The following is a 23,047-nucleotide window of genomic DNA, read 5'->3' as shown; positions in this document are numbered from 1 at the left end:
AAATCAATTTTAAAATTGAACTAAGCAGTTATTGTTTTTGATGGCACTTCTGAAACTTTCTTTTTATGAAACCTTACCTTAATTTTATGTACAATATAAAACAAGCATGGTACAATAATAAGAGTTAAGAATGTAGCTATAATTAATCCGTAGATTACAGCCCAAGCTAGTGGTCCCCAAAAAATCACGTTATCTCCTCCTAAATAAATTTTTGGATCAAAGCTAGAAAACAATGAAAAGAAATCTATATTAAAGCCTATGGCGAGAGGTATTAATCCTAGTACTGTGGTAATAGCAGTAAGTAATACAGGTCTTAAACGCGCTTTACCTCCTTTTATAATAATTTTCATTACCTCTTCATTCGGTAAAAGTTCTTTTTCTAAAACGTTAAGCTCTGCTTTTTTTCTATCTATTAAAAGTTGCGTATAATCTAATAATACAACCCCATTATTTACTACAATTCCTGCAAGTGAGATAATCCCCATCATGGTCATCATAATTACAAAAGAAGCTCCTGTAATTAATATACCTCCAAATACACCAATAAAACTTAAAAATATTGCAATCATTATTATAGTAGGTTTTGAAATAGAACCAAATTGAAAAATAAGAATTAACATAATAAGTCCTAACCCAGAAAAGAACGCACCCATTAAGAACGACATTTGTTTACCTTGCTCTTCTATCTGCCCTGTATAATCCACTTTAACACCTCTTGGTAACTCTGAAAAACCAGCCATTTCGGTCTTAATCTGAGATACAATTGCTCCTGCATCTGTAAAACCAGGCTGAAGCCCAGAATATACAGTTACAACTCTCTTGGTAGCTTTATGTTTAATAGCACTAAAAGAAGAAGTGTTTTTTTGAGAAGCAACTGTAGAAACAGGAATTTCTTTCAGTTGTCCTGTTGCCTGATTTCTAAAAGTGATATTTTGATTAAAAAGCGCACTGGTATTATATCTGTTTTCTTCATTAAAACGCACATAAATATCATAATCTTCTCCATCTTTTTTATACACCCCTGCTTTTTCTCCAAAAATAGATCGACGCAGTTGGTTTCCTACTTGCCCTGCGGCAACATTAAGTTCTCCTGCTTTTTCTCGATCTACTACCACCTGCATAGCAGGTTTTCCTTTATTAACATCTATTTTTAGCTCCTCTATACCAGCTATGTTTTTTTCATTAATAAAATTACGTATTTTCTCTGCAAGAGTAATTAACTCGTCATAATCAGGGCCTTCAATCTCCATATTTATAGGATATCCAGCAGGTGGGCCTACAGGGTCTTTTTCTACAGAAATGGCAACACCGGGGTAGATTCCTTTTAAGGATTCTTGTACTTTTTGACGTAATACCTCAGAGTCTTTTCCTTTTCGGTATTTAAACTCTCTCATAGTAGCTGTAATCTTTGCTTTATGAGGCATTTCGGCATTACTTCCTCCATCTGTTTGTGGATTTCCAGCACCTTCTCCTACCTGCGAAACAGCAGATTCTACTAAGAAATTATAGTTCTCGCCATCTACATACTCTTTGTCATTTACAACAGCATATACTCTTTGTTCTATTTCTTTGGTAATCGCGTTGGTTTTATCAATATCTGTTCCCTGTGGATACTCTATATAGACTACAATCTGATTAGGCTTATTATCTGGAAAAAATTCTACTTTGGTTCTTTGGCTACCAATAGATGCTCCAAACATTGCAAAAACAACAAATAATAAGATAAAGGTTCCAGTTATAAAAGCATAAGATCTCCAGCCCTTTAGAGCAAAGTTTAAAAATCGGTGATATTGATTTTCTAACCAAGCTAAAATTCTTCTTTGAAAGAAATTTGCTGCGCCTTTTAATACATATCTATATAGCCAGAATAGGATTGCAGTAAAAATCATAAGACTACCTAAACCTCTTACCGCTCCTCCAAAAATTAAGATAAATGTACCGATACCTCCTAAAATAATACTTAAACGTATTAGCTGTTTACGAGTTAGTTTTTTTTCACCTATTTCCATAAACTGAGATACTAACATAGAGTTAATGAAAATGGCTACAAATAAAGAGGATCCAAGTACTACAGATAGTGTAATAGGAAAATAGATCATAAACTGTCCCATGACCCCAGGCCACATTCCTAAAGGGACAAAGGCTGCTACGGTAGTTAAAGTAGATATAATGATAGGAAAAGCGATTTCGCCAATACCTTTTTTTGCAGCTTCGATCCTGGACATACCTTCTTCTTCCATCAAGCGGTATACGTTTTCTACTACCACAATACCATTATCTACCAACATTCCTAATCCCATAATTAATGCAAAAAGGATCATAGTATTCATAGTATATCCTAAAGCAGATAAGATCATAAAGGACATAAACATAGACATTGGTATAGCAAAACCAACGAATAATGCATTTCTAAAACCTAAAAAGAACATCAAAACTCCTACAACCAGAATAATACCAAATATGATATTGTTAACCAAATCACTTACTTGATTGTTTGTCTTTTCGGATTGGTCATTTGCAACTGATATTTTAAGATCGTTTGGAAATACATTTTCTTTTGCATCCTCTATAATCAATGCTATCTTTTCTGCTGCTTCGATCATATTTTTTCCAGAACGTTTCATAACGTCTAGCATTACTACACTATGCCCAAACTCTCTGGCAAAGGTGGTTTGATCTTCATCTTTAAATTTTACTTCAGCAATATCTCTAAGATATACAGCACCATTTTGAGATTTTACTACAAAGTCATTAAGTTGCGATGGTTTTTCTATTTCTCCTAAAATTCGTATCGTACGTCTTTGCCCACTTGTAATTAGGTTACCTGCAGACATTGTCATATTACCGTTACGGATGGTATTGATAATATCGTCGAAACTAACTTTTGCAGCCATCATCTTATAGATGTCTACGGCAACTTCTACTTCTTTTTCTTGAGCACCACGAATCTCTGCTTTTTTAATTTCTGGAAGATCTTCTATTTCATCTTCTAGATACTCAGCAAACTCTTTTAATTTATCCACAGGATAATCCCCTGCGATATTAATGTTCATGATTGGAGTTTCTTCAGAAATACTCAAATCAAAAACATTAGGTTCTACTTTGGCTCCATTAAAAGTAGGCCAGTCTTCATTTGCTTTTTCAGAATCTACCTCATCTTTTACTTTTTGTTTAGCTTCGGGTATACTAAGATCTTCATCAAATTCTATTGTTATTATTGCATAATCTTCTTGCGAGGTCGAAAGTATTTCTACTACGTTGCTTACGTTTTTTAATTTATCCTCCAGAGGATCTACAATCAAACGTTCGATATCCTCTGCAGTGTTACCTGGATATGGCACACTGATATAAATTTTGGTTTCGTTAATCTCAGGAAAGTTTTCTCTAGGCATAGAAAAATATGCCGAAAGGCCTAACACGAGAAATATACCAATCATTACATATATAGTAGTAGGATTGTCTATCGCCCAAGACGATAACTTAAATTCCTTATCTACCTTTTTTTTATTGACTTCCATAAATGTGTTAGTTTAAGATTTTAACTTTCTGACCATCTTTTACGCTTCTGGCCCCTTCACTAATTACAGCATCACCATTTAGAACTCCTTCTGTAATTTCGATTAGGTCTCCTTGTGTTTTTCCAGTTTTTATAATTACTCTTTTTGCTTCGGCAATGTTTTCTGAATTTTTACCCGAAGTAACGTAAGTGTATTGGTCTCCTTCTGCATTTTCAGAAATAATACTTTGTGGTATTAATATTGCTTTTTCATTAGTATAATCGTTGATCTTTACTTTGGCAGTAAGGTTAGGTTTTACAGTTCCTCCATTGGATGGGACACCTATTTCTACCATAAAAGACCGATTGTTTGGATTGATATAATTTCCTACCTGACGAATTTTTGTAGTAATTGTTTTATTCAAAACAGGAAAATAAACTTCAACATCTTTACCTATAGTGATACTAGTGATATACCGTTCTGGTACTTCGGTTTCGATGTACATATCATCTAAATTAACAATTCGTATTACAGGGGTTTGACCTGGCGATACTACACTTCCTTGTTCTGTTATGATATCATCAATAACACCAGAAAAAGGAGCGTTTACAGTAGTTCTAGCTAATTGACGTTTAATTTGACTTACTACGTTTTGTTGTGCTTCAAAATTTGTTTTAGCTTCCAGAAATTGAATTTCTGAACCTATTTTTTGCTCCCAAAGTCTTTTTTGGCGATCAAAGGTAGTTTTGGCTAATTGTGCCTGTACTTCTACTTGTGATAATTGTTGGCTAAGTCCACCGTCATCAATTCTGGCAAGTAATTGACCTTTAGATACTTTTTGTCCTTGCTTTACGTAAATTCTTGTAAGAATCCCACTCATTTCGGGATATAAAACTATATTTTTCTTAGTTTCTACGTTTCCTTGTAATTCCAGATAGTGATTAAACAAGGTGTCTTTTGCTATAATGGTAGTCACTAAAGGTAGTTTTTTAACAGAATCTAAAGCAGCTATAGCTTTGTCTATCTGTTTTAATTTGTTAGTAACCTCTTGTTGTTCGGTTATTATTTCAGTTCTTTTAGAACGTAAATCTTGTAGGTTGCCTTCTTCTATGATTTTCTCGATAGATTTGGCATTATCTTTCCCACACGATAGGATGATAAGTGATATGGTTAGTATAGAAAGTATCTTTTTCATGATAGGTTAGTTGTTATTGTTTGGCGTGTTTATAATTGTTTCTAGTTCTGCCTTTTTATTAATAATATCAAGCATAGCGGTTAATACTTCGTTTTGAGAAGAGTACAATTGTAATTGTGCTTGTCTTAATTCAAAACTGGTAGCAAGACCTTCAGAATATTTAATTTGATTTTTTTTCTCAATTCGTTCTGCTAGCGTAAGGTTTTGTTTTGCTGTGTCATAACTTTCTAATGAAAATTTATAATTACTTACAGCATTATCATATTTGATTTGTATTTCTTGTTGTGTTCTGGTAAAATCTGTTTTAGATTGCTCGTTAGCAATTTTTGCTTGCTTTGATCGTGCACTTCTTTTAAAAGAACTAAAAATCGGAATATTTAAAGTTGCTCCCAGAATTGAAGATTGAAACCACCTTGTTTCATTATCTAAGAATACGAAATTGTTATCAAATGCAGAGGTGCCATAATTTACAAAAGCAGATAAAGATGGTAAAGCTTTACTCTTTTCTAATTTTAATTCTAATCTGGTTTGTTCGGTGAGCAGATATGCTAATTTGTAATCTATATTGTTTTCAATTATAAAAGATTTATTAACAATAGATTGGTCTATGTTTTTTAAAGCTAGTCCTTCTAATGTTTCTGTAAGTACAATATCCGAATCTAGATTTTTTACTCCAATAGTCAAGCTAAACATTTGCATTGCAATTTTTTCTAATCGTTCTGCGTTGCTAAGTTGATTAGTGATTTGTAATAGAGTTATTTGTAATTGTTCTACATTTTCTTCTTCTGTAAGACCGTTGTCAAAAATCTTTTTTGTCTCTTCGTAGTTTTTCTCAAGAGTTTCTAGATTGTTTTTAAGGATTTTTACACTTTCTTGAGAAATAAGCACACTGCCATAAGCATTTATAACACCTTTACGAACTTGTAGTTGCGTTTTCTCTTCTACATCATTACTGTATTGTAAAAAGGTTTTTGCCGCCTCTAAGCCTACTAGGTATGATCCATCAAAAATAAGTTGGCTTAACGTAGCTGTTGCCGAGGCCTGTTGTTTTGTGCCAAATACAATAGGAACAAATGTACCTGGTTCTCCGCCAGTTACTTCGCCAGGAAGTAGTGTGACTGGTTGCTTTAATTGATTTTGATAATTAATAGCAGCATTAATTTGTGGAAGACCATCTGCGGTCGCTTCCCATTTTCTTTTTAGCGCTTTCGCAACATCACGTCTGGCATTAATTGATTGGTAACTATTCTCTAGTGCAAAATCTATAGCTTCTTCTAAAGTGAAAGAATACGTAGAACTTGCAGGTGGTTCTTGTTGGGCTGATATTGTGGTTGTAATTAACCAACCAATGCAGATTAACCAAAGGTTGTTTTTCATAAATATTACTCTTTTATTAGTAGATTGTTTAAAATTTCTAGTCCTTTTTCTGTAGCAATTCCTCTAATATGGTATTCCAGGTAATCCTCCATAAGTTTAGTCATGGGGAATTCCTGCATAGGAAATGTGTCTTGATCTTTTATTCCAATAACTCCAACAAAATAGATTCGTGAAATAAACTGGACATCCATGTTTTTTCTATACATGCCAGATTTAATACCTCTATCTAAATTTTCGATAACACATTCTTGCATTACCTCAAACTGTCTGGATTTTAAGGCACTGTATATCTTTGGATAATATTTTTGTAGTTGGTATTGTGGAGAGGTTTTTTCGTTTTTTAAATGGTTCATTACAAAAGCCTTGATTTCATATAGTTCTTCGATGGGATCATTTTTTTGATCTATAATAGTATCTATACCATCCGAGATACAACAGAATAAATGGTCTGTGGTAGCTTTTACTAATTCTGTTTTATTTTGGAAATGAGTATAAATAGTTTTTTTAGAAATCCCCATTCCAGTAGCAAGGTCATCCATAGTCACACTTTTAAAACCAAGATTTAAAAATAGATCATTAGCTTTCTCTATAATTTTTTCCTTCATTAATTATGTGTTTAATTTTTGCGCAAATGTACATCTGGAAACTATGAAAACAATAAAAGTTTCCTAAGTTTTACATTTTTTTAACACTACTTTTAATTTTGAGGATATTTGCTTAACAAAATGTTTTAAGCGACATAAAGGATAAACTTCCTTTTTTTAAAAGTTTCGATTACTTTAGCACAAAAAAACATTGTGCATACAGTTTCTGACTATCAAACATATTTTTTAGAGTATTTATCTAAGAAGATTATTACCAAAGAACCTAAAAACCTATACGAACCTATATCTTATATTCTTAATCTTGGTGGTAAACGATTGCGTCCAATATTAGTTTTAATGGCTTCTGAAGCTTTTGGAGGGTCTTATAAAAAATCTCTGGATGCAGCATTGGCAATAGAGGTTTTTCATAATTTTTCTTTGATACATGATGATATTATGGATGCAGCTCCTCTTAGGCGGGGTAAAGAGACGGTTCATGAAAAATGGGGGGTAAGCACAGGAATTCTTTCTGGAGACGCTATGCTTATTAATGCATACCAACTGTTTGAAAATTATGAAAGTGAAACTTTTAGAGAGTTAGCTACATTATTTACTAAAACAGCTATAGAGGTTTGCGAGGGGCAACAATACGATATCGATTTTGAAACTCGTGATGATGTAGTGATTTCTGAATATATCAAAATGATAGAGTATAAAACAGCCGTTTTGGTTGGTGCAGCTATGAAAATGGGTGCTATTATCGCCAATGCTTCAGAAAGTTGCAGAGAGGCCATTTATGATTTTGGAAGGTTGTTAGGCTTGGCATTTCAGCTTCAGGATGATTATTTAGATGCATTTGGCGACCCTGATACTTTTGGTAAACAAGTAGGAGGTGATATTATCGAAAACAAAAAAACTATTTTATATTTAAAAGCTCTCGAATTTGCTAATGAAGGTGAAAAAAAACAACTAACAGGGCTGTTTTCCCTTAATCCAGAAAACCCTTCTGAAAAGATAAATACAGTCAAACATCTTTTTGAAACAACAGGAGCAAAAGAGCAAACACGCATCGAGATCGAAAAATACACAGAAAAAGCCTTTGCAGTACTAGATAAACTATCTGTAACAGAAGATAAGAAAGAAGTGTTACGATTGTTTGGAAAAAAACTAATGAATAGAAGTGTCTAAGTCTTATAACCTTGTAGCGGCAGATAAATTATTAGAGGAGGTTCGTGAATCAGAGCTTTATTCTCAGGTTGTTATGCAAATACAAAAGGACTTAAATCGTGCTGGAATGGATCATACTATTAAAAGTGAAAAGCCTCAGGGTTTGTTTTTAGAAATAGTCAATTTACTTTTAGAGAAATTACATAACGATTTCAACGAATTCCTTAACCTGTTATATGCTGTTGATGTCTCTGAAAGTGAAATAAAAAAGCTAGATTCAGAGGATAGTACAGACATAGCAAAATATGCTACTTATTTGATTTTAAAAAGAGAGTGGCAAAAAGTTTGGTATAGAAATCAATAAATCTTTAGCTTATTTCTGTAATAGTTTAGTCGATTTAACAATTGGTAATCCTTTCTTTATTTATTAAAGAGTTTTTGATTTAGATTAGTTATAAAATTTTAAATAAATGAATCTATATAATAGTGTTTTCTTATTTTTCTTTTTCTCTTTTAGCTATAGTCAAGAGCTCTCCCAGAACGAGATAAATATATCTTATGAATCATTTTTACAAGCGGTAGAAAAAAAGGACACATTAGTTACTGAAAAATTTAAAAGATATAAATGTTCTGAATTTTTTTCTGGTAGTATTAAGTTTTATTTTCTAGAAAAGAAATTAAAACTGATTATACATAGATATAAACAAGGCGGAGATATGAATTTAGAACATTACTATGTGGATAAAGATACGCTGAGGTTGCAAACATCTTTTTTAGAAAATATTCGATATAATACGTATTCTTTTGAAAGTACACATGAAAAATCTTCAACTATAGAAAAAGTGCTAGAAGTTATAGAGTTTCGAAAGTTTTTTGGTCGTGACTTTAATGAATTGTGTTATGAAAGAAAGGATATGCAAAAGCTTGCAGAGTGGAATTCGGATTTTTTTAATTCTTTAAGTTTTAAAAAAAAACAATGTGCTAATGGAGTAGTAGAAGATGTGAATTATAAATACAGATTACTTCTTAAAGCAGAAAAGAAACTTGTTAATTATGGGGGCAAAAAACTAGGCTGTATTTTTCATTTGTGGTAATAATAAAGACTTTGTTTGTAAAATTAGTTTTAAAAATACACTCTAAGAAATGGGGTGTATGCACTTCCATAAATACTTTTCTTATCATCGTATAAAACGTCATATTTAATTCCTAAAGCCATAAAGCCAACTCTGTATCCAGCACCAATAAATAAAGCAGGATACCAATAATCCTCTGTGATTTTTTTATCTGAAAATTTAATATTTCGGCTAACCCCCATTTCTTCAAACTCTGCAGAGATCTGTAATTTTGGAAAAGGATTTAATAAAGTAATAATGCTTGCGCCATAATTAGTGCTATTTATCTTTTGATTTAAACGTTTGTTATCAAAACTACTGTATCCAAAACTCACGCCTAATCCAGCACTGAACCACTTGTTAAATTCATATATAGCAGATGGAGCAACAACAGCATTAAATGTGTCATTAGAAAAACCAATGCCCAGATTACCTCCAAATCGTACGTTCGACCAGAAGGAGTTGTCCTGAGAATAACTTTTTTGTAAGGAAAAAAGAATAATAAGAACTAATACTAGAATTTTAGGATTTATATAAAAATTTACTTTCATTATTCGTTTTATGAAAAATTATAACATAAATATAAGTAATTCGATGTCTAATATATCGTAATTATTGTATTTTTGTGGCGTTTTGTTATTTAAAAGACAGTTGAATACTTACATATGGATAAATATTCATTTTTGAATGCGGCTAATACCGCATTTTTTGCAGATTTATACGATCAATATTTACAAAATCCAGATAGTGTAGAGCCTAGTTGGCGTGCATTTTTTCAAGGTTTTGATTTTGGGCTAGAGAGCGCCAATGGATCGGGAGAAACAATATACGTAGATCGTGACCCTGGTGAAACAGTTGCGGTTCCTCAAAATGTTCAAAAAGAGTTTCAGGTAGTTAGATTAATTGATGGCTACAGAACTCGTGGACATTTGTTTACTAAAACCAATCCGGTAAGAGAACGAAGAAAGTATACTCCTACTTTAGCACTAGAAAACTTTGGGCTAAGTCAGGGAGATCTTAATACCGTTTTTAATGCTGGGGAGATTATAGATGTAGGCCCTAATACGTTAAGTAATATAATAGTTCATTTAGAACATATTTATTGTGATTCTATTGGAGTTGAGTATATGTATATTCGTAATCCTGAAGAACGAGAATGGATACAAGCGCGAATAAACTTTAATACCAATAGAACAAAGTTTTCTGCCGACCAGAAAAAACATATTCTTAAAAAATTAAACCAAGCAGTTTCTTTTGAAACCTTTTTACATACAAAGTATGTGGGGCAAAAACGTTTTTCACTTGAAGGAGGAGAAACACTTATTCCTGCATTAGATGCATTAGTAGAAAAAGCTGCAAGTTTTGGAGTAAAAGAATTTGTGATGGGTATGGCTCATCGTGGTCGTTTAAGTACGCTTACTAATATTTTCGGAAAAAGCCCTAAAGATATTTTCAGCGAATTTGATGGTAAAGATTATGAAGAGGCAATATTTGATGGGGATGTAAAATATCATTTAGGATGGACTTCTAAACGTGAATCTGATTCTGGAAAAGCTATTAATATGAATATAGCCCCTAATCCTTCACATTTAGAAACAGTAGGTGCTGTAGTAGAGGGTATTACCAGAGCAAAACAGGATACGCATTATAAAAATGATATCTCGCAGGTACTTCCTATTGTAGTACATGGGGATGCTGCTGTAGCAGGACAAGGGTTGGTGTATGAAATTGTTCAAATGGCACAGCTTGATGGATATAAAACAGGAGGAACAATTCATATCATAGTCAACAATCAAATTGGTTTTACTACAAACTATCTAGACGCACGTTCTTCAACGTATTGTACAGATATCGGAAAAGTTACTTTGTCGCCTGTTTTGCATGTAAATGCAGATGATGCAGAAGCTGTAGTACATGCAACCAATTTTGCATTAGAGTTTAGAATGAACTTTGGTCGGGATGTATTTATAGATTTATTAGGATATCGTAAATATGGTCATAATGAAGGAGATGAACCCCGTTTTACGCAGCCAAAATTATACAAAGCGATCTCTAAACATGATAATCCAAGGGATATATACGCACAGAAACTAATATCCGAAGGGATTATTGGTGTAGATTATGTTGCAGATTTGGAGAAAGAGTATAAGGAGTCTCTTGAAGAAGAGCTAGAGGATTCTCGTAAGCAAGAAAAAACAGTTATCACTCCTTTTATGCAAGATGAGTGGGCTGGGTTTACTAGAGTGCAAGAGGATGAGATGATGAAAGTGGTAGACACAACTTTTTCTAAAGATAAATTAACAGAAATAGCAGAAGTAATAACCAAGCTGCCTTCCAATAAAAAATTTCTTCGTAAAATAGAAAAAATTATTAATGAAAGGCATAAAGGGTTTTTTGAAAACGACCAATTAGATTGGGCAATGGGAGAGTTACTTGCCTATGGCTCTTTGTTAACAGAAGGATATAATGTAAGAATGAGTGGGCAGGATGTTGAGCGAGGAACATTTTCTCACAGGCATGCAGTAGTTAAGGTAGAAGATAGTGAAGAAGAGATCTTATTATTAAATAACCTTAAAGGAAATCAAGGAGACTTCTATATTTATAATTCATTGCTTTCAGAATATGGAGTTGTAGGTTTCGATTATGGGTATGCTATGGCTAGTCCCGATACATTAACTATTTGGGAAGCGCAATTTGGAGACTTTAGTAATGGAGCACAAATAATGATTGACCAATATATATCCTCAGCAGAGGATAAATGGAAGTTGCAAAATGGATTGGTAATGCTATTGCCACATGGATATGAAGGACAAGGAGCAGAACACTCTTCTGCAAGAATGGAACGCTACCTGCAATTATGTGCAAAAGATAATATGTTTGTAGTAGATGTAACCACTCCTGCAAATATGTTTCATTTGTTAAGAAGACAAATGAAGGCTAAATACAGAAAACCACTAATTGTATTTACTCCAAAGAGTTTGTTAAGAGATAAAAGAGTAGTATCTTCTGTCGAAGAATTTACAAATGGAAGCTTTCAAACCGTAATTGATGATGTAAGTGCTGTTCCAAAAGATATAAAATCTCTTGTTTTTTGTACAGGTAAATTCTATTATGATTTGCTCAAAGAAAAAGAAGAGTTAGGAAGAAAAGATATTGCTTTAGTGAGAATAGAACAATTATTCCCTTTGCCAACCGTAGAGATGGATAAGTTGATTAAAAAATATAAGGCAGAAGAAGTGGTATGGGCACAGGAAGAACCTCGTAATATGGGAGCATTGAGTCATATGTTAATGAATTATGACGAAGCGAAAACATTTAGGTTTGCTAGTAGAAGACCTTATGGAGCTCCGGCAGCAGGTAGCGCTACTAGGTCTAAAAGAAGACATCAAGAGGTAATCGATTATGTGTTTGATAAAACAAAGAATAATCAAAGAAGATAAAATATAGTAAATAATCATAGATTAAAAGTTTCCAAAGGAAATTATACAAAGGATAAATTCAGAATTATGGCTTTAGAAATGAAAGTCCCATCACCGGGAGAATCTATTACAGAAGTTGAAATAGCACAATGGCTTGTTGAAACTGGTGACTATGTAGAAAAAGATCAAGCAGTTGCTGAAGTAGACAGTGATAAAGCAACATTAGAGTTGCCTGCAGAAGCAAGTGGTATTATAACACTTATAGCGGAAGAAGGTGATGCCGTAGCAGTAGGTCAGGTAGTGTGTCTTATAGATACAGAAGCTGCTAAGCCAGATGGCGCTGCTGCACCTGCTCCTGTAGCAGAAACTCCTAAAGTAGAGGAGAAAAAAGAAGAGTCTAAACCAATAGCACCAGCTAAGGCACAAACGTATGCCACAGGTACTGCGTCTCCTGCTGCAAAAAAAGTACTTGCAGAAAAAGGAATGGATGCAAATCAAATACAAGGAACTGGTAGAGATGGTCGCATAACTAAAGCAGATGCATTGGATGCAAAACCATCTATGGGAACTCCTGGATTAGGAAGTAGAGGAGAAGAGCGTAAAAAACTATCGATGCTTCGTCGTAAAGTTGCAGAACGTTTGGTTTCTGTTAAAAATGAGACTGCAATGCTTACTACATTCAACGAAGTGGATATGCAGCCAATTTTTGATCTTCGTAATAAGTATAAAGAGGGTTTTAAGACCAGACATGGAGTTGGTTTAGGTTTTATGTCTTTCTTTACACTAGCATGTGTTAGAGCATTAAAGATGTATCCTGCAGTAAACTCTATGATTGATGGAGACTTTATGGTTTCTTACGATTTTCAGGATATCAGTATTGCTGTTTCAGGACCCAAAGGATTAATGGTGCCTGTAATTCGTAATGCAGAAAATCTAAGTTTTAGAGGAGTAGAATCTGAGGTAAAAAGATTAGCACTTAGAGCTCGTGATGGTCAAATTACTGTAGATGAAATGACGGGAGGGACTTTTACTATTACTAACGGAGGAGTTTTTGGAAGTATGTTATCTACACCAATTATTAATCCACCACAAAGTGCTATTTTAGGAATGCATAATATTGTAGAGCGTCCAATTGTTAGAGATGGTCAAATCGTTATTGCACCTATCATGTATGTAGCTTTGTCTTATGATCATAGGATTATAGATGGTAAAGAGTCTGTAGGGTTCTTAGTAGCCGTAAAAGAGGCATTAGAAAACCCAGAAGAATTGTTAATGGATAATAATATAACTAGAGCATTAGAAATGTAATTAGTTTTATCATATATTTTATAAAAACCTTAGTTCAAAAAGAACTGAGGTTTTTTTTTATAGAACCATTTCAGAATACGGTATAATCGTGGTATACCCTTTTTTTCTAAAGTATTCCATTTCTAAGGTATTTCCGGTGACTAAGATAAAATCACCACCCCATCCACCAAGGCTTTTTATACTACCAGAGTAATCAGGGAATAAAACAGATTTTACTGTCGGTGTTTTTATAATTTTAGAAATAGTTTCTTCGTGAGATTGTATTAAAATTTCAAATCTTTTTACTGATGAACAATCTAATATTTTAGAAGTAATTTCATTTATAATCGTTTCTGCTTTATCAAAATCTTTTAATGGTAAAGATTGATAATGTTTTATAGATTCTTTGCTATCTTGTTTTTGATTTAAATAAATAAAGAATAAGTTTTCTTGAAAAATAGGATTAAAACTAGAAACTGTTATTATTGGTTTTCCACTATTACGCTTATATAAAATAGGAGAGTTGTATTGCGCACAGGCAATATCATAACCACTACCTCCAAAACTTTTTTCTAATAGAGTAAAAGCATCTACTTTTGCCCATTGAGCGATATTATTAATTAATGTAGAAGAAGATCCAAGTCCCCATTGGCGATCAAACTCTAATCTGGTTTCGACTAGATACCCTTTTTTTAAAGATAGAAACTCTGGATTTAATATTTTTGCAACAGTAAGGATGTTTATTAGTGTTTTTGTGATAGTGAGCTCTTTATTAGTATCCTCAGTTGGTCGAAACGTATTATTTTCTAGTATTAGATTAGTCTCAAACCAACAATTACCTTTGTCGTCAAAGCTTTTCCAGATAATTTGATTTGTATCATTTTCTTCGATATATAACCATTGCCCTTTTTTTGTTGGTATAGCCAGAGCTCTCACCCCATCAAGAACCAAATATTCTGCGGTAAGCAATAGTTTGCCATGACTATAAAAGGATTTTTTCATTTTAAGCTCTCAATTTTTCAATTTGTGCTACCACCTCACTATGAGTAACCGTATTTGTTTTAAAATAATTTATTAGTTGTTTTTTTTCAGTTTCAGTGGCCTTAAATTGGTTTAAGATGTTCATAAGGTGCATTTTCATGTGTCCTTGTTGTATACCCGTAGTTATTAAAGAATTTATAGCGCCAAAATTTTGAGCAAGTCCGGCTACAGCAGTAATCTCCATTAATTTTTTTGCATTTGGTTTTTTTAATAATTGTAAAGATAACTTTACGAGAGGATGAAGCGATGTTAGCCCACCAACAGTACCTAGTGCTAAAGGGATTTCTATAGAAAAAAAGAAGGTATCATCCTCAATTTCGGCATGAGTTAAGCTAGTATACTTCCCATTTCTTGCGGCGTATGCATGTGCTCCTGCTTCAATTGCTCTAAAATCATTTCCTGTGGCTAATACTACTGCATCAATACCATTCATTATACCTTTATTATGAGTCACAGCACGATATGGCTCCACTTCGGCGATACGTACGGCTCTTACAAATTTTTCGGCATATTGTTGTGAAGAAAGAAAAGGAGTAGAAGGTAGATCCTTTATAGCACAAGAAACAGAAGCTTTTACCAGACATTGTGGGACGTAATTAGAAAGGATACTCATAACTACTTCGATATTCTTTTCATTATCAAAAAAGTTAGAATACTCTTTTGCTTCCGTAGTGATTGTTTTAGCGAACTGCTCTAGACAAGAGTTTATAAAATTAGCTCCCATTGCATCTACAGTTTCAAAAGTGCAATGCAATTGGTAATAGTTGTCTATTTCAGTAGTTTTATCCTTAAGTTCAATCTCTAGTACACCACCACCTCTTTTTTCCATATTTTTGGTTAAATGAGAAACAGAGGATAGCAAGTTAGGTTTTATTAGGTTGAAAAATTGCTGTAATTTCTCATAACTTCCTGGATAGATAAAATGTACTTGTCCTACTTTTGTAGTGGATATTACTTCTGTATGGAATCCTCCTCGTGTCTGCCAAAATTTGGCAGCCTTACTGGCAGCAGCAACTACTGAACTTTCTTCAATAGTCATTGGTATGGTGTACTGCTTATTGTTAATAAGGAAATTTGGAGCTATCGAGAAAGGAAGGTAGTAATTAGAAATGGTGTTTTCAGTAAACTCATCATGAAGTTGTTGAAGTGCATTATCAGAATTCCAATACTTTATTAAAATAGCTATAGTGTTTTGATCATTATTAAAATAATGTTCTACTAACCATTTTATTTTATCCGTTTTAGAGAGTTTAGAAAACCCAGAAACTACAGGTGTCATTGTCTTTTTTTGTTATTAATGAGGTCAAAGATACTATTCTGTTTTATCATATCTATTGTTGAGCTATTTTTAGAAGCCTTAAAAAGGAGAGTTTATGAGTTTTTGTGAGAAACTAAATGCTAGATTATCTTTTAAAAATGATTTTTTTAAATATTAAATTCTATTTTGGATTTGTGTAGGTTTTACCTTAATAGATAATAAGATACATCAATAGTGTTTTAGCTTTTATTGATGATATGTTAAAAAAATCAAGTATGGACTCATGAAATTATTGTATTTAACAGCAATTGTTGTATTTTTCAAGGATTTTTTAGTATTCTTGGCGTTCATAAATTTTAAAATTACGGTATGAAAATCACAAAATTACTTTTTGCGATTGCATTTTTTGTTGTTCTTGTAGCATCCGCACAAGAAAAGGCTTTTACTTTAGAAGAAATATGGAAAGGAGCTTTTAGTACAGAAGGGTTACAATCGCTTCATTCCATGAAAAGTGGAAAAGAATATTCTGTTATAGAAAGAGATGCAGTTTCTGGCGCAATTAATATCGAGGTTTATAATTATGAATCTGGAGAAAAAACAAAAACACTAGTAACTTCTTCTTCTTTAGGAGATCTATCTACATTTCAAGGATACTCATTTAGTAAAGATGAGAATAGGATTTTACTTTCCAGCCAATTAGAACAAATATACAGACACTCTTCCAGAGGAATTTATCATGTATATGATGTTCTCTCTAAAGGGATTTTTAAGGTTAGTGATAAAAAAATCCAAGAGCCTTTATTGTCACCTGATGGTAATAAGATAGCATATGTGTTAGATAATAATATTTATATGTTAAATTTTGCTACAGGTCAAGAAGTTCAGCTAACAGATGATGGAAAAAAAAATGAAATAATAAATGGAATAACAGATTGGGTGTATGAAGAAGAATTTGCATTTGTAAGAGCTTTTGATTGGAGTGCTGATAGTAAAAAAATAGCATTTCTGCGATTCGATGAACGAGAAGTGCCTGAGTTTTCTATGGATGTGTATGGTAAAGATTTGTATCCGAAACAAGAAGTCTTTAAATATCCTAAAGCAGGAGAAAAAAATGCAAAAGTATCTCTTTATGTAGCAGATATTACTGAAATGACTTTAGACGAGATTAAGTTAGGAGATTATAAAGATTTTTATATTCCTAGAATAAAATGGACAGCAAGCCCAGATGTTTTGAGTGTACAGGTACTAAACAGACACCAAAATAGTCTGGATTTAATTTTTGTAGACGCTAAGACTAAAACACCGACAGTAGTGCTTAATGAAAAAGATAATGCGTATATCGATATTACAGATAATCTTACATTCTTAGACGACAATAGTTTTATCTGGACTAGTGAGAAAGATGGATTTAACCATATCTATCATTATACAACAACGGGAGAGTTAATTAATCAAATAACCAAAGGTGCTTGGGAAATAACTAACTACTATGGGTATGATAAAAAGAACAAAAAAATATACTATCAAAGTGTAGAAAACGGAAGCATAAATAGAGATATTTATTCAATTACTTTAGATGGAAAAGATAAAAAACGACTAAGTAATAAAGAAGGAATTAATGATGCAGATTTCAGCGCAGATTTCAGCTTTTATATTAATTATTTTTCTAATTCTACGACCCCATATGAGTATACTTTAAATAAAGGAAATACAGGGGTAATAGTTCGAGAAATTAAAAATAATAAAGGGTTGTTAGAAAAATTGAAGCAATATAATGTTAGGCCTAAAGAATTTTCTACAATAGAAATAAATGGAGAAACACTAAACACTTGGATGATTAAACCAAAAGATTTTGACTCAGCAAAAAAGTATCCTTTGTTGATGTTTCAATATTCTGGACCAGGATCACAAATGGTAAAAAACTCATGGCATAGTGCTAATGATTATTGGTACATGATGTTAGCACAACAGGGGTATATTGTTGTCTGTGTAGATGGTAAGGGGACTGGTTTGAAAGGAGCTAAGTTTAAGAAAGCTACACAGAATGATTTAGGAAATTTAGAGGTTCAGGATCAAGTTGCTGCAGCAAAACATTTTGGGGCATTAGAGTATATCGACGCTTCAAGAATTGGTATTTGGGGATGGAGTTATGGTGGTTTTATGTCTAGTAACTGCTTGTTTAAAGCACCAGATGTTTTTAAAATGGCTATTGCAGTAGCACCAGTTACTAATTGGAGGTTTTATGATACCGTTTATACAGAACGATATTTAATGACTCCTCAAGAAAATACAAAGGGATATGATGATAATTCGCCAATCAATTTTGTAAATGGATTAAAAGGAAAATTTTTATTGATACATGGTAGTGCAGATGATAATGTACATGTGCAAAACACAATGCAACTGGTAGAAGCATTAATACAGGCAAATAAAGATTTTGATTGGGCAATTTATCCAGATAAAAATCATGGTATTTATGGAGGTAATACAAGATTGCACTTATATAATAAAATGACTAACTTCATTACAAACAACTTATAATTAACTAAATAAAGATAATGACAAATACAGTTAAAGCAGCGCATCAAAAAGAGCTTTTTGGGCATCCCGTGGGATTATATATATTATTTTTTACAGAAATGTGGGAGCGTTTTTCATACTATGGTATGAGGGCATTATTAGTTCTATATATGACAACAGAAACTATAGGGGACGAAAGAGGTGCAGGTTTAGGTTGGACAAGTAAAGAAGCTTTGGCATTGTATGGTTGGTATACCATGTTAGTGTATGTAGCATCCATTCCAGGAGGAATGATTGCAGATAAAATTTTGGGACAAAAAAAATCAGTTCTATTAGGAGCTATAATATTATGCCTTGGTCATGGAGTATTGGTTTTAACGGATACTTGGGCATTTTATACAGGTTTAGGTTTAGTTATTTTGGGTGTTGGGTTATTGAAACCAAATATTTCGACTATGGTAGGAGGTCTTTATAAAGAAGGAGATATTAGAAGAGATAAAGGATTTAGTATTTTTTATATAGGGATAAACCTAGGATCTTTATTAGCTACAATGATAATAGGGGTCGTAGTCGCAAATTGGGGATGGCACGCTGGATTTGGATTAGCAGGAATAGCTATGGTTTTTGGACTCTTAAATTATGTGTACGGACAAAAATTTTTAAAAGAAGTTGGTAATTATGTGCCAAATAAGATAGATGAAAATGAAGTTTCCTACGGAAAGCTGTATGCAAAATTATTTAGTTCGCCTAAACAATTAGTAATTGTTGCAATTTTATTAATAGCATCAATTTACGGCTGGTATACTTTAGATTGGGGTTTTGGGTTATTATTCATTTTTTTAACAGCTATCACTGCATTATTAGTGATGATATACAAAGATTTAGATTCTCAAGTGTTTAAAGATCGTTTTTTAGTGTTATTACTATCATTTATCATGGTAATTATTTTTTGGGGAGCTTTCGAGCAAGCAGGAGGATTAATGAATTTGTATACAGAAACCAATACCGATAGAAATTTATTTGGATGGGAAATTCCTACAGTAATGTTTCAGAGTCTAAATGCAGGTTTTATTATTTTATTTGCAACATTAATTGCAAGTATCTGGGCTAAAAGAAAATTGAAAGGAAAAGAAGCATCTTCTTTATTTAAAATGGCTTTAGGTATTATAATTATGGGATTTGGATTTTTATTTATGGTATTTGCTGCGATAGAATTTGAAAAGTCTGGAAGTTCAAGTATGATTTGGTTAGTTTTAGCGTATTTGTTTCATACCATAGGAGAATTATGTATTTCTCCGGTAGCATTATCCTTTATTACAAAGTTAGCACCAGTTAAATATGCCTCACTAATGATGGGGGTATATTTTGCAGCAACAGGACTAGGAAACAAAGTGGCTGGAATTGTAGGTGAATCTGCAAGTGAATATGGAGAGTTAACTATTTTTTCTGGAATAGTAATATTTACAGTAATTTTCGGATTATTATTTATTATGATATTAAAACCTTTAAAAAGATTAACACATGGAGCTGAAGAAAAAGAGAGGGTCTTAAAAAATGATGAAGCAGAAGGTTTTGAATTAGTAGAGAATTAATAGTAGTTTATTTATGAATACAGATATAGAAAACTTATTTAAAGATAAAGTTTTAGGGCATCCTGCAGGTTTATTTGTGCTTTTCTTTACAGAAATGTGGGAGAGATTTTCATTCTATGGAATGAGAGTCTTGTTAGTGATATTTTTAACCCAACCATTGTTTGGAGAAAACCCCGGATGGGCAAATTGGCCTAGAGAACATGCATTAGCATTATTTGGAACGTACGCATCTCTTTTGTACTTAACACCAATTTTAGGAGGGTATATTGCAGATAAAATAACTGGTTATCGATGGGCAGTTACTATAGGGTGTTTGATTATGACATTTGGTCACGTTGCTATGGCTTTTGAGACAGAAGCAACTTTGTATTTTGGATTAGCATTGTTAGTAATTGGTACAGGTCTTTTTAAGCCTAATATCACTTCTATTATTTCTGAAATGTATAAAGGAAATGATTCTAAAAAAGACGGCGCCTATACCATATATTATATGGGGGTTAATGCAGGGGCTTTTTTTGGTATTATGCTTTGTGGATATTTAGGCGAAAATTATAGCTGGGCTTTGGGCTTTGGTTTGGCAGGAGTTTTTATGCTTTTAGGAACAATTCAATTTTGGCTTTCTAAAAATATATTTGGAGAAATTGGGGCAAAACCTAAAAAAGAAGTTGCTGAAAAAGAAACTGTTTTAGAAGATGGAGATAAGCTTAATCCTTTTACTTTAATTGACAAGATTCTCATTGCAATAACTGCAACAATAGGACTAACTTGGTTAATTAATGACCCAATGTCCAAAATTAGAGGTATTAATTTATTTGATTTTAAAGTAGGTAGTTATGAAGGAACAACCTTTATGATTGTTTTAGGTATATTGCTTTTTGTATATTTAATAGTTTCTAGAATTATAAGGTACAGTCCTACAGTAAGAGATAGAATGATTGCAGTAGGAATTTTTGCTTTTTTTACTATTTTCTTTTGGGCTGCATTTGAACAAGCTGCAGGTTCTTTAAACATTTTTGCAAGAGATTATACTGCAAGGGATTTATCTGGTTCTTCTGCATTGGTGTTTAAAATTATTGATACTATTTTAACTGTTGTGCCATTAGCTATTATATCATGGGTATTGTACTTGTTATTTAAAAAAACATTTTCTAAGATAGGACTTTCTAATATCGTGTTATCGATCAGCTTTATTATTATATGGGGAATTGTTGTGTGGAAACTAAACAATGAGTTTAGTAAGGATACTACAGAGGTAGGTGCAACATGGTTTGGAATATTAAATTCATTTTTTATTATAGCATTAGCACCATTGTTTTCTAAATGGTGGGAAAGTAAATATAATCCTAGTGTGGCTTTTAAGTATGGTTTTGGATTAGGGCTATTAGGCTTTGGGTTTGCATTATTGGCATTTGGATCTTCTGATATTCCGCAAGGAGCAAAAACAGCTTCAGTAAGTATGATTTGGCTAATTTTAGCCTACTTGTTTCATACATTAGGAGAGTTATGTTTGTCACCAGTAGGATTGTCCTATCTTAGTAAGCTTGTCCCAGGCAGGATGATTGCATTTATGTTCGGTATTTGGTATCTTGCTATTGCAATAGGTCAAAAAGCAGCAGGAACTCTTGGAGGCATGATTGATGAAATCACTGCAAACTATAACTTGTCTACTTTCTTTTTAATCTTTACAATAGTTCCAATTGTGGCAGGAGGGTTGATTATTCTTCTGAATCCAGTATTGAAAAAACTAATGCATGGAGTAAAATAAATAATATTTATTTTTATTCGTTTACCCAAATACAACATAAATTTTTAAATTAAGGAATAGTTTTTATTTCCGACCTAGTTATAAAATTTTACACCTATGAAAAACCTACTTATTATTATGTTTCTGATGTGCTTTTCTGCCCAAGCACAAGGAATTAAATGGATGTCTATGAATGATGCGTTAGAGGCTCAGAAAAAAGAGCCTAAAAAAATTTTTATGGATGTATATACAGATTGGTGCGGGCCTTGTAAGCTTTTAGATAAAAAAACTTTTCATAATAAAGATGTAGTATCTTATGTAAATAAGAACTATTATGCAGTAAAGTTTAATGCAGAAGGAACAGAAGAGGTGAAATACAATAATTTCACATACACTAATCCAAATTATAATCCAGATAGAAAAGGTAGAAATAGTCAACACTTTTTTGCAAATGCATTAAAAATAAGTGGATATCCTAGTATGGTATTTTTTGATGAAAAGGCAAACCTCATAGCTCCAGTGGTTGGATATAAAACACCAAAACAGTTAGAGATATACCTTAAAATGATCTATAGCAATGATTATAAAAAATTAACGAGCACTGAAGCATGGAAGGATTATGAAAGTTCTTTTGTAAGTACTTTTACAGATTAGAAAAACATATATAAAAAATATTGTAAACCCCATTAAATAAAGTGATTAATGGGGTTTTGTTTTTGCTAATATCTGATTAGCATATAGTTTTTGGTTAAGAATAGGAGTTGTTTATTAGGTAGTCCAGTTTCTGATTTTTCCATAAATAACTCTATATAGTAAAGAGTTTTGTGCAGGGCCCTATCTTTTTTTCTGCTAGTAATAATTTAAATAACCTCTTAGTTTTATTAAGAAACTCTGTTATAACCTGAGTTCGACGTAAGAAAAAAGGGTTTTTACTTGTAGAAAAAGCAGAAAAACATTATATTTAAGTATCTAACATTCAAATATTTAAATGAATTTCTGCTTATGATTTCTAAAGATAAAATTACTGAAATTTTCTTTTCTATTGATGAATTTTGCAAGGTTTTTAACCCTGCTTTAAAGAAAAGACAGCTTACTACAGGAAAAAAGACAAGAAATAGGAAGTTTACCATGTCTGCTAGTGAAATTATAACCATTACTGTTCTATTCCATTGTAGTGGCTATAGAACCTTCAAACACTTTTATATTTTTTACGTAAAAGAGCATTTGCAAAGAGAGTTTCCCAATACTGTTTCT

16 protein-coding genes and 1 pseudogene are annotated in these 23,047 nt (G+C 32.5%); 10 read left to right on the top strand and 7 right to left on the bottom strand.

Annotation, left to right across the window (positions count from 1 at the left end):
* Window positions 1-20: 20 nt before the first annotated feature.
* The 4 genes from H527_RS0109320 to H527_RS0109305 are packed head-to-tail and all read right to left on the bottom strand — an operon-like array spanning window position 21 to window position 6,674.
* A complete protein-coding gene (locus H527_RS0109320) occupies window positions 21-3,518 on the bottom strand; it encodes an efflux RND transporter permease subunit (RefSeq protein WP_027412463.1) in 3,498 nt (1,165 codons plus the stop codon).
* 7 nt (window positions 3,519-3,525) lie between these two features.
* On the bottom strand, window positions 3,526-4,692 hold the full coding sequence (locus H527_RS0109315; RefSeq protein WP_027412462.1) for an efflux RND transporter periplasmic adaptor subunit: 1,167 nt from the start codon (window positions 4,690-4,692) through the stop codon (window positions 3,526-3,528).
* 6 nt (window positions 4,693-4,698) lie between these two features.
* Entirely contained in the window at window positions 4,699-6,069 is a 1,371-nt protein-coding gene (locus H527_RS0109310; RefSeq protein ID WP_027412461.1) for a TolC family protein, read from the bottom strand.
* 5 nt (window positions 6,070-6,074) lie between these two features.
* On the bottom strand, window positions 6,075-6,674 hold the full coding sequence (locus H527_RS0109305) for a TetR/AcrR family transcriptional regulator (protein ID WP_027412460.1): 600 nt from the start codon (window positions 6,672-6,674) through the stop codon (window positions 6,075-6,077).
* A 192-nt stretch (window positions 6,675-6,866) separates the two neighbouring features.
* Between H527_RS0109305 and H527_RS0109300 the strand changes: the two genes are divergently transcribed.
* The 3 genes from H527_RS0109300 to H527_RS0109290 all read left to right on the top strand — a co-directional run bounded on the left by H527_RS0109300 (window position 6,867) and on the right by H527_RS0109290 (window position 8,914).
* Entirely contained in the window at window positions 6,867-7,841 is a 975-nt protein-coding gene (locus H527_RS0109300) for a polyprenyl synthetase family protein (protein ID WP_027412459.1), read from the top strand.
* On the top strand, window positions 7,834-8,184 hold the full coding sequence (locus H527_RS0109295; RefSeq protein WP_027412458.1) for a hypothetical protein: 351 nt from the start codon (window positions 7,834-7,836) through the stop codon (window positions 8,182-8,184). Before H527_RS0109300 ends, H527_RS0109295 begins: the two co-directional genes overlap by 8 nt.
* 106 nt (window positions 8,185-8,290) lie before the next feature.
* Window positions 8,291-8,914, top strand: coding sequence for a hypothetical protein (locus tag H527_RS0109290; protein ID WP_027412457.1), 624 nt, complete (start codon window positions 8,291-8,293; stop codon window positions 8,912-8,914).
* A gap of 29 nt (window positions 8,915-8,943) precedes the next feature.
* On the opposite strand, the gene H527_RS0109285 is transcribed toward H527_RS0109290, so the two are convergent.
* Window positions 8,944-9,483: a hypothetical protein gene (locus H527_RS0109285; protein ID WP_027412456.1), complete on the bottom strand. Its 540-nt coding sequence runs from the start codon at window positions 9,481-9,483 to the stop codon at window positions 8,944-8,946.
* Between the two features lie 114 nt (window positions 9,484-9,597).
* On the opposite strand from H527_RS0109285, the gene H527_RS0109280 reads away from it, so the two are divergent.
* Entirely contained in the window at window positions 9,598-12,372 is a 2,775-nt protein-coding gene (locus H527_RS0109280) for a 2-oxoglutarate dehydrogenase E1 component (protein ID WP_027412455.1), read from the top strand.
* Between the two features lie 66 nt (window positions 12,373-12,438).
* Window positions 12,439-13,659: a 2-oxoglutarate dehydrogenase complex dihydrolipoyllysine-residue succinyltransferase gene (gene odhB, locus H527_RS0109275; protein ID WP_027412454.1), complete on the top strand. Its 1,221-nt coding sequence runs from the start codon at window positions 12,439-12,441 to the stop codon at window positions 13,657-13,659.
* A 57-nt stretch (window positions 13,660-13,716) separates the two neighbouring features.
* Here odhB and H527_RS0109270 read toward each other — a convergent pair whose 3' ends face one another.
* Both H527_RS0109270 and H527_RS0109265 read right to left on the bottom strand, forming a co-directional pair.
* Window positions 13,717-14,640: a GYDIA family GHMP kinase gene (locus H527_RS0109270; protein ID WP_027412453.1), complete on the bottom strand. Its 924-nt coding sequence runs from the start codon at window positions 14,638-14,640 to the stop codon at window positions 13,717-13,719.
* A 1-nt stretch (window position 14,641) separates the two neighbouring features.
* The gene (locus H527_RS0109265) at window positions 14,642-15,958 is read right to left on the bottom strand and encodes a hydroxymethylglutaryl-CoA reductase, degradative (RefSeq protein ID WP_027412452.1); all 1,317 of its coding nucleotides are present in this window, start codon (window positions 15,956-15,958) and stop codon (window positions 14,642-14,644) included.
* 348 nt (window positions 15,959-16,306) lie between these two features.
* Here H527_RS0109265 and H527_RS0109260 point away from each other — a divergent pair, with 348 nt between their 5' ends.
* From H527_RS0109260 to H527_RS24390, 5 genes and pseudogenes are all read left to right on the top strand, one after another.
* Window positions 16,307-18,478: a S9 family peptidase gene (locus H527_RS0109260; protein WP_027412451.1), complete on the top strand. Its 2,172-nt coding sequence runs from the start codon at window positions 16,307-16,309 to the stop codon at window positions 18,476-18,478.
* 17 nt (window positions 18,479-18,495) lie between these two features.
* The gene (locus H527_RS0109255; RefSeq protein ID WP_027412450.1) at window positions 18,496-20,049 is read left to right on the top strand and encodes a peptide MFS transporter; all 1,554 of its coding nucleotides are present in this window, start codon (window positions 18,496-18,498) and stop codon (window positions 20,047-20,049) included.
* A 13-nt stretch (window positions 20,050-20,062) separates the two neighbouring features.
* On the top strand, window positions 20,063-21,814 hold the full coding sequence (locus H527_RS0109250; RefSeq protein ID WP_027412449.1) for a peptide MFS transporter: 1,752 nt from the start codon (window positions 20,063-20,065) through the stop codon (window positions 21,812-21,814).
* Window positions 21,815-21,910: 96 nt separating this feature from the next.
* Window positions 21,911-22,447 (top strand): thioredoxin family protein, encoded by a 537-nt coding sequence (locus tag H527_RS0109245; protein ID WP_027412448.1) that lies wholly within the window; start codon window positions 21,911-21,913, stop codon window positions 22,445-22,447.
* Window positions 22,448-22,795: 348 nt separating this feature from the next.
* A pseudogene (locus H527_RS24390) lies at window positions 22,796-23,047 on the top strand (IS982 family transposase); the annotation flags it as partial.

Source organism: Aquimarina muelleri DSM 19832 (assembly GCF_000430665.1).
GTDB classification, from domain to species: Bacteria; Bacteroidota; Bacteroidia; order Flavobacteriales; family Flavobacteriaceae; genus Aquimarina; species Aquimarina muelleri.
This window is presented reverse-complemented; position numbering and strand designations above follow the sequence as displayed.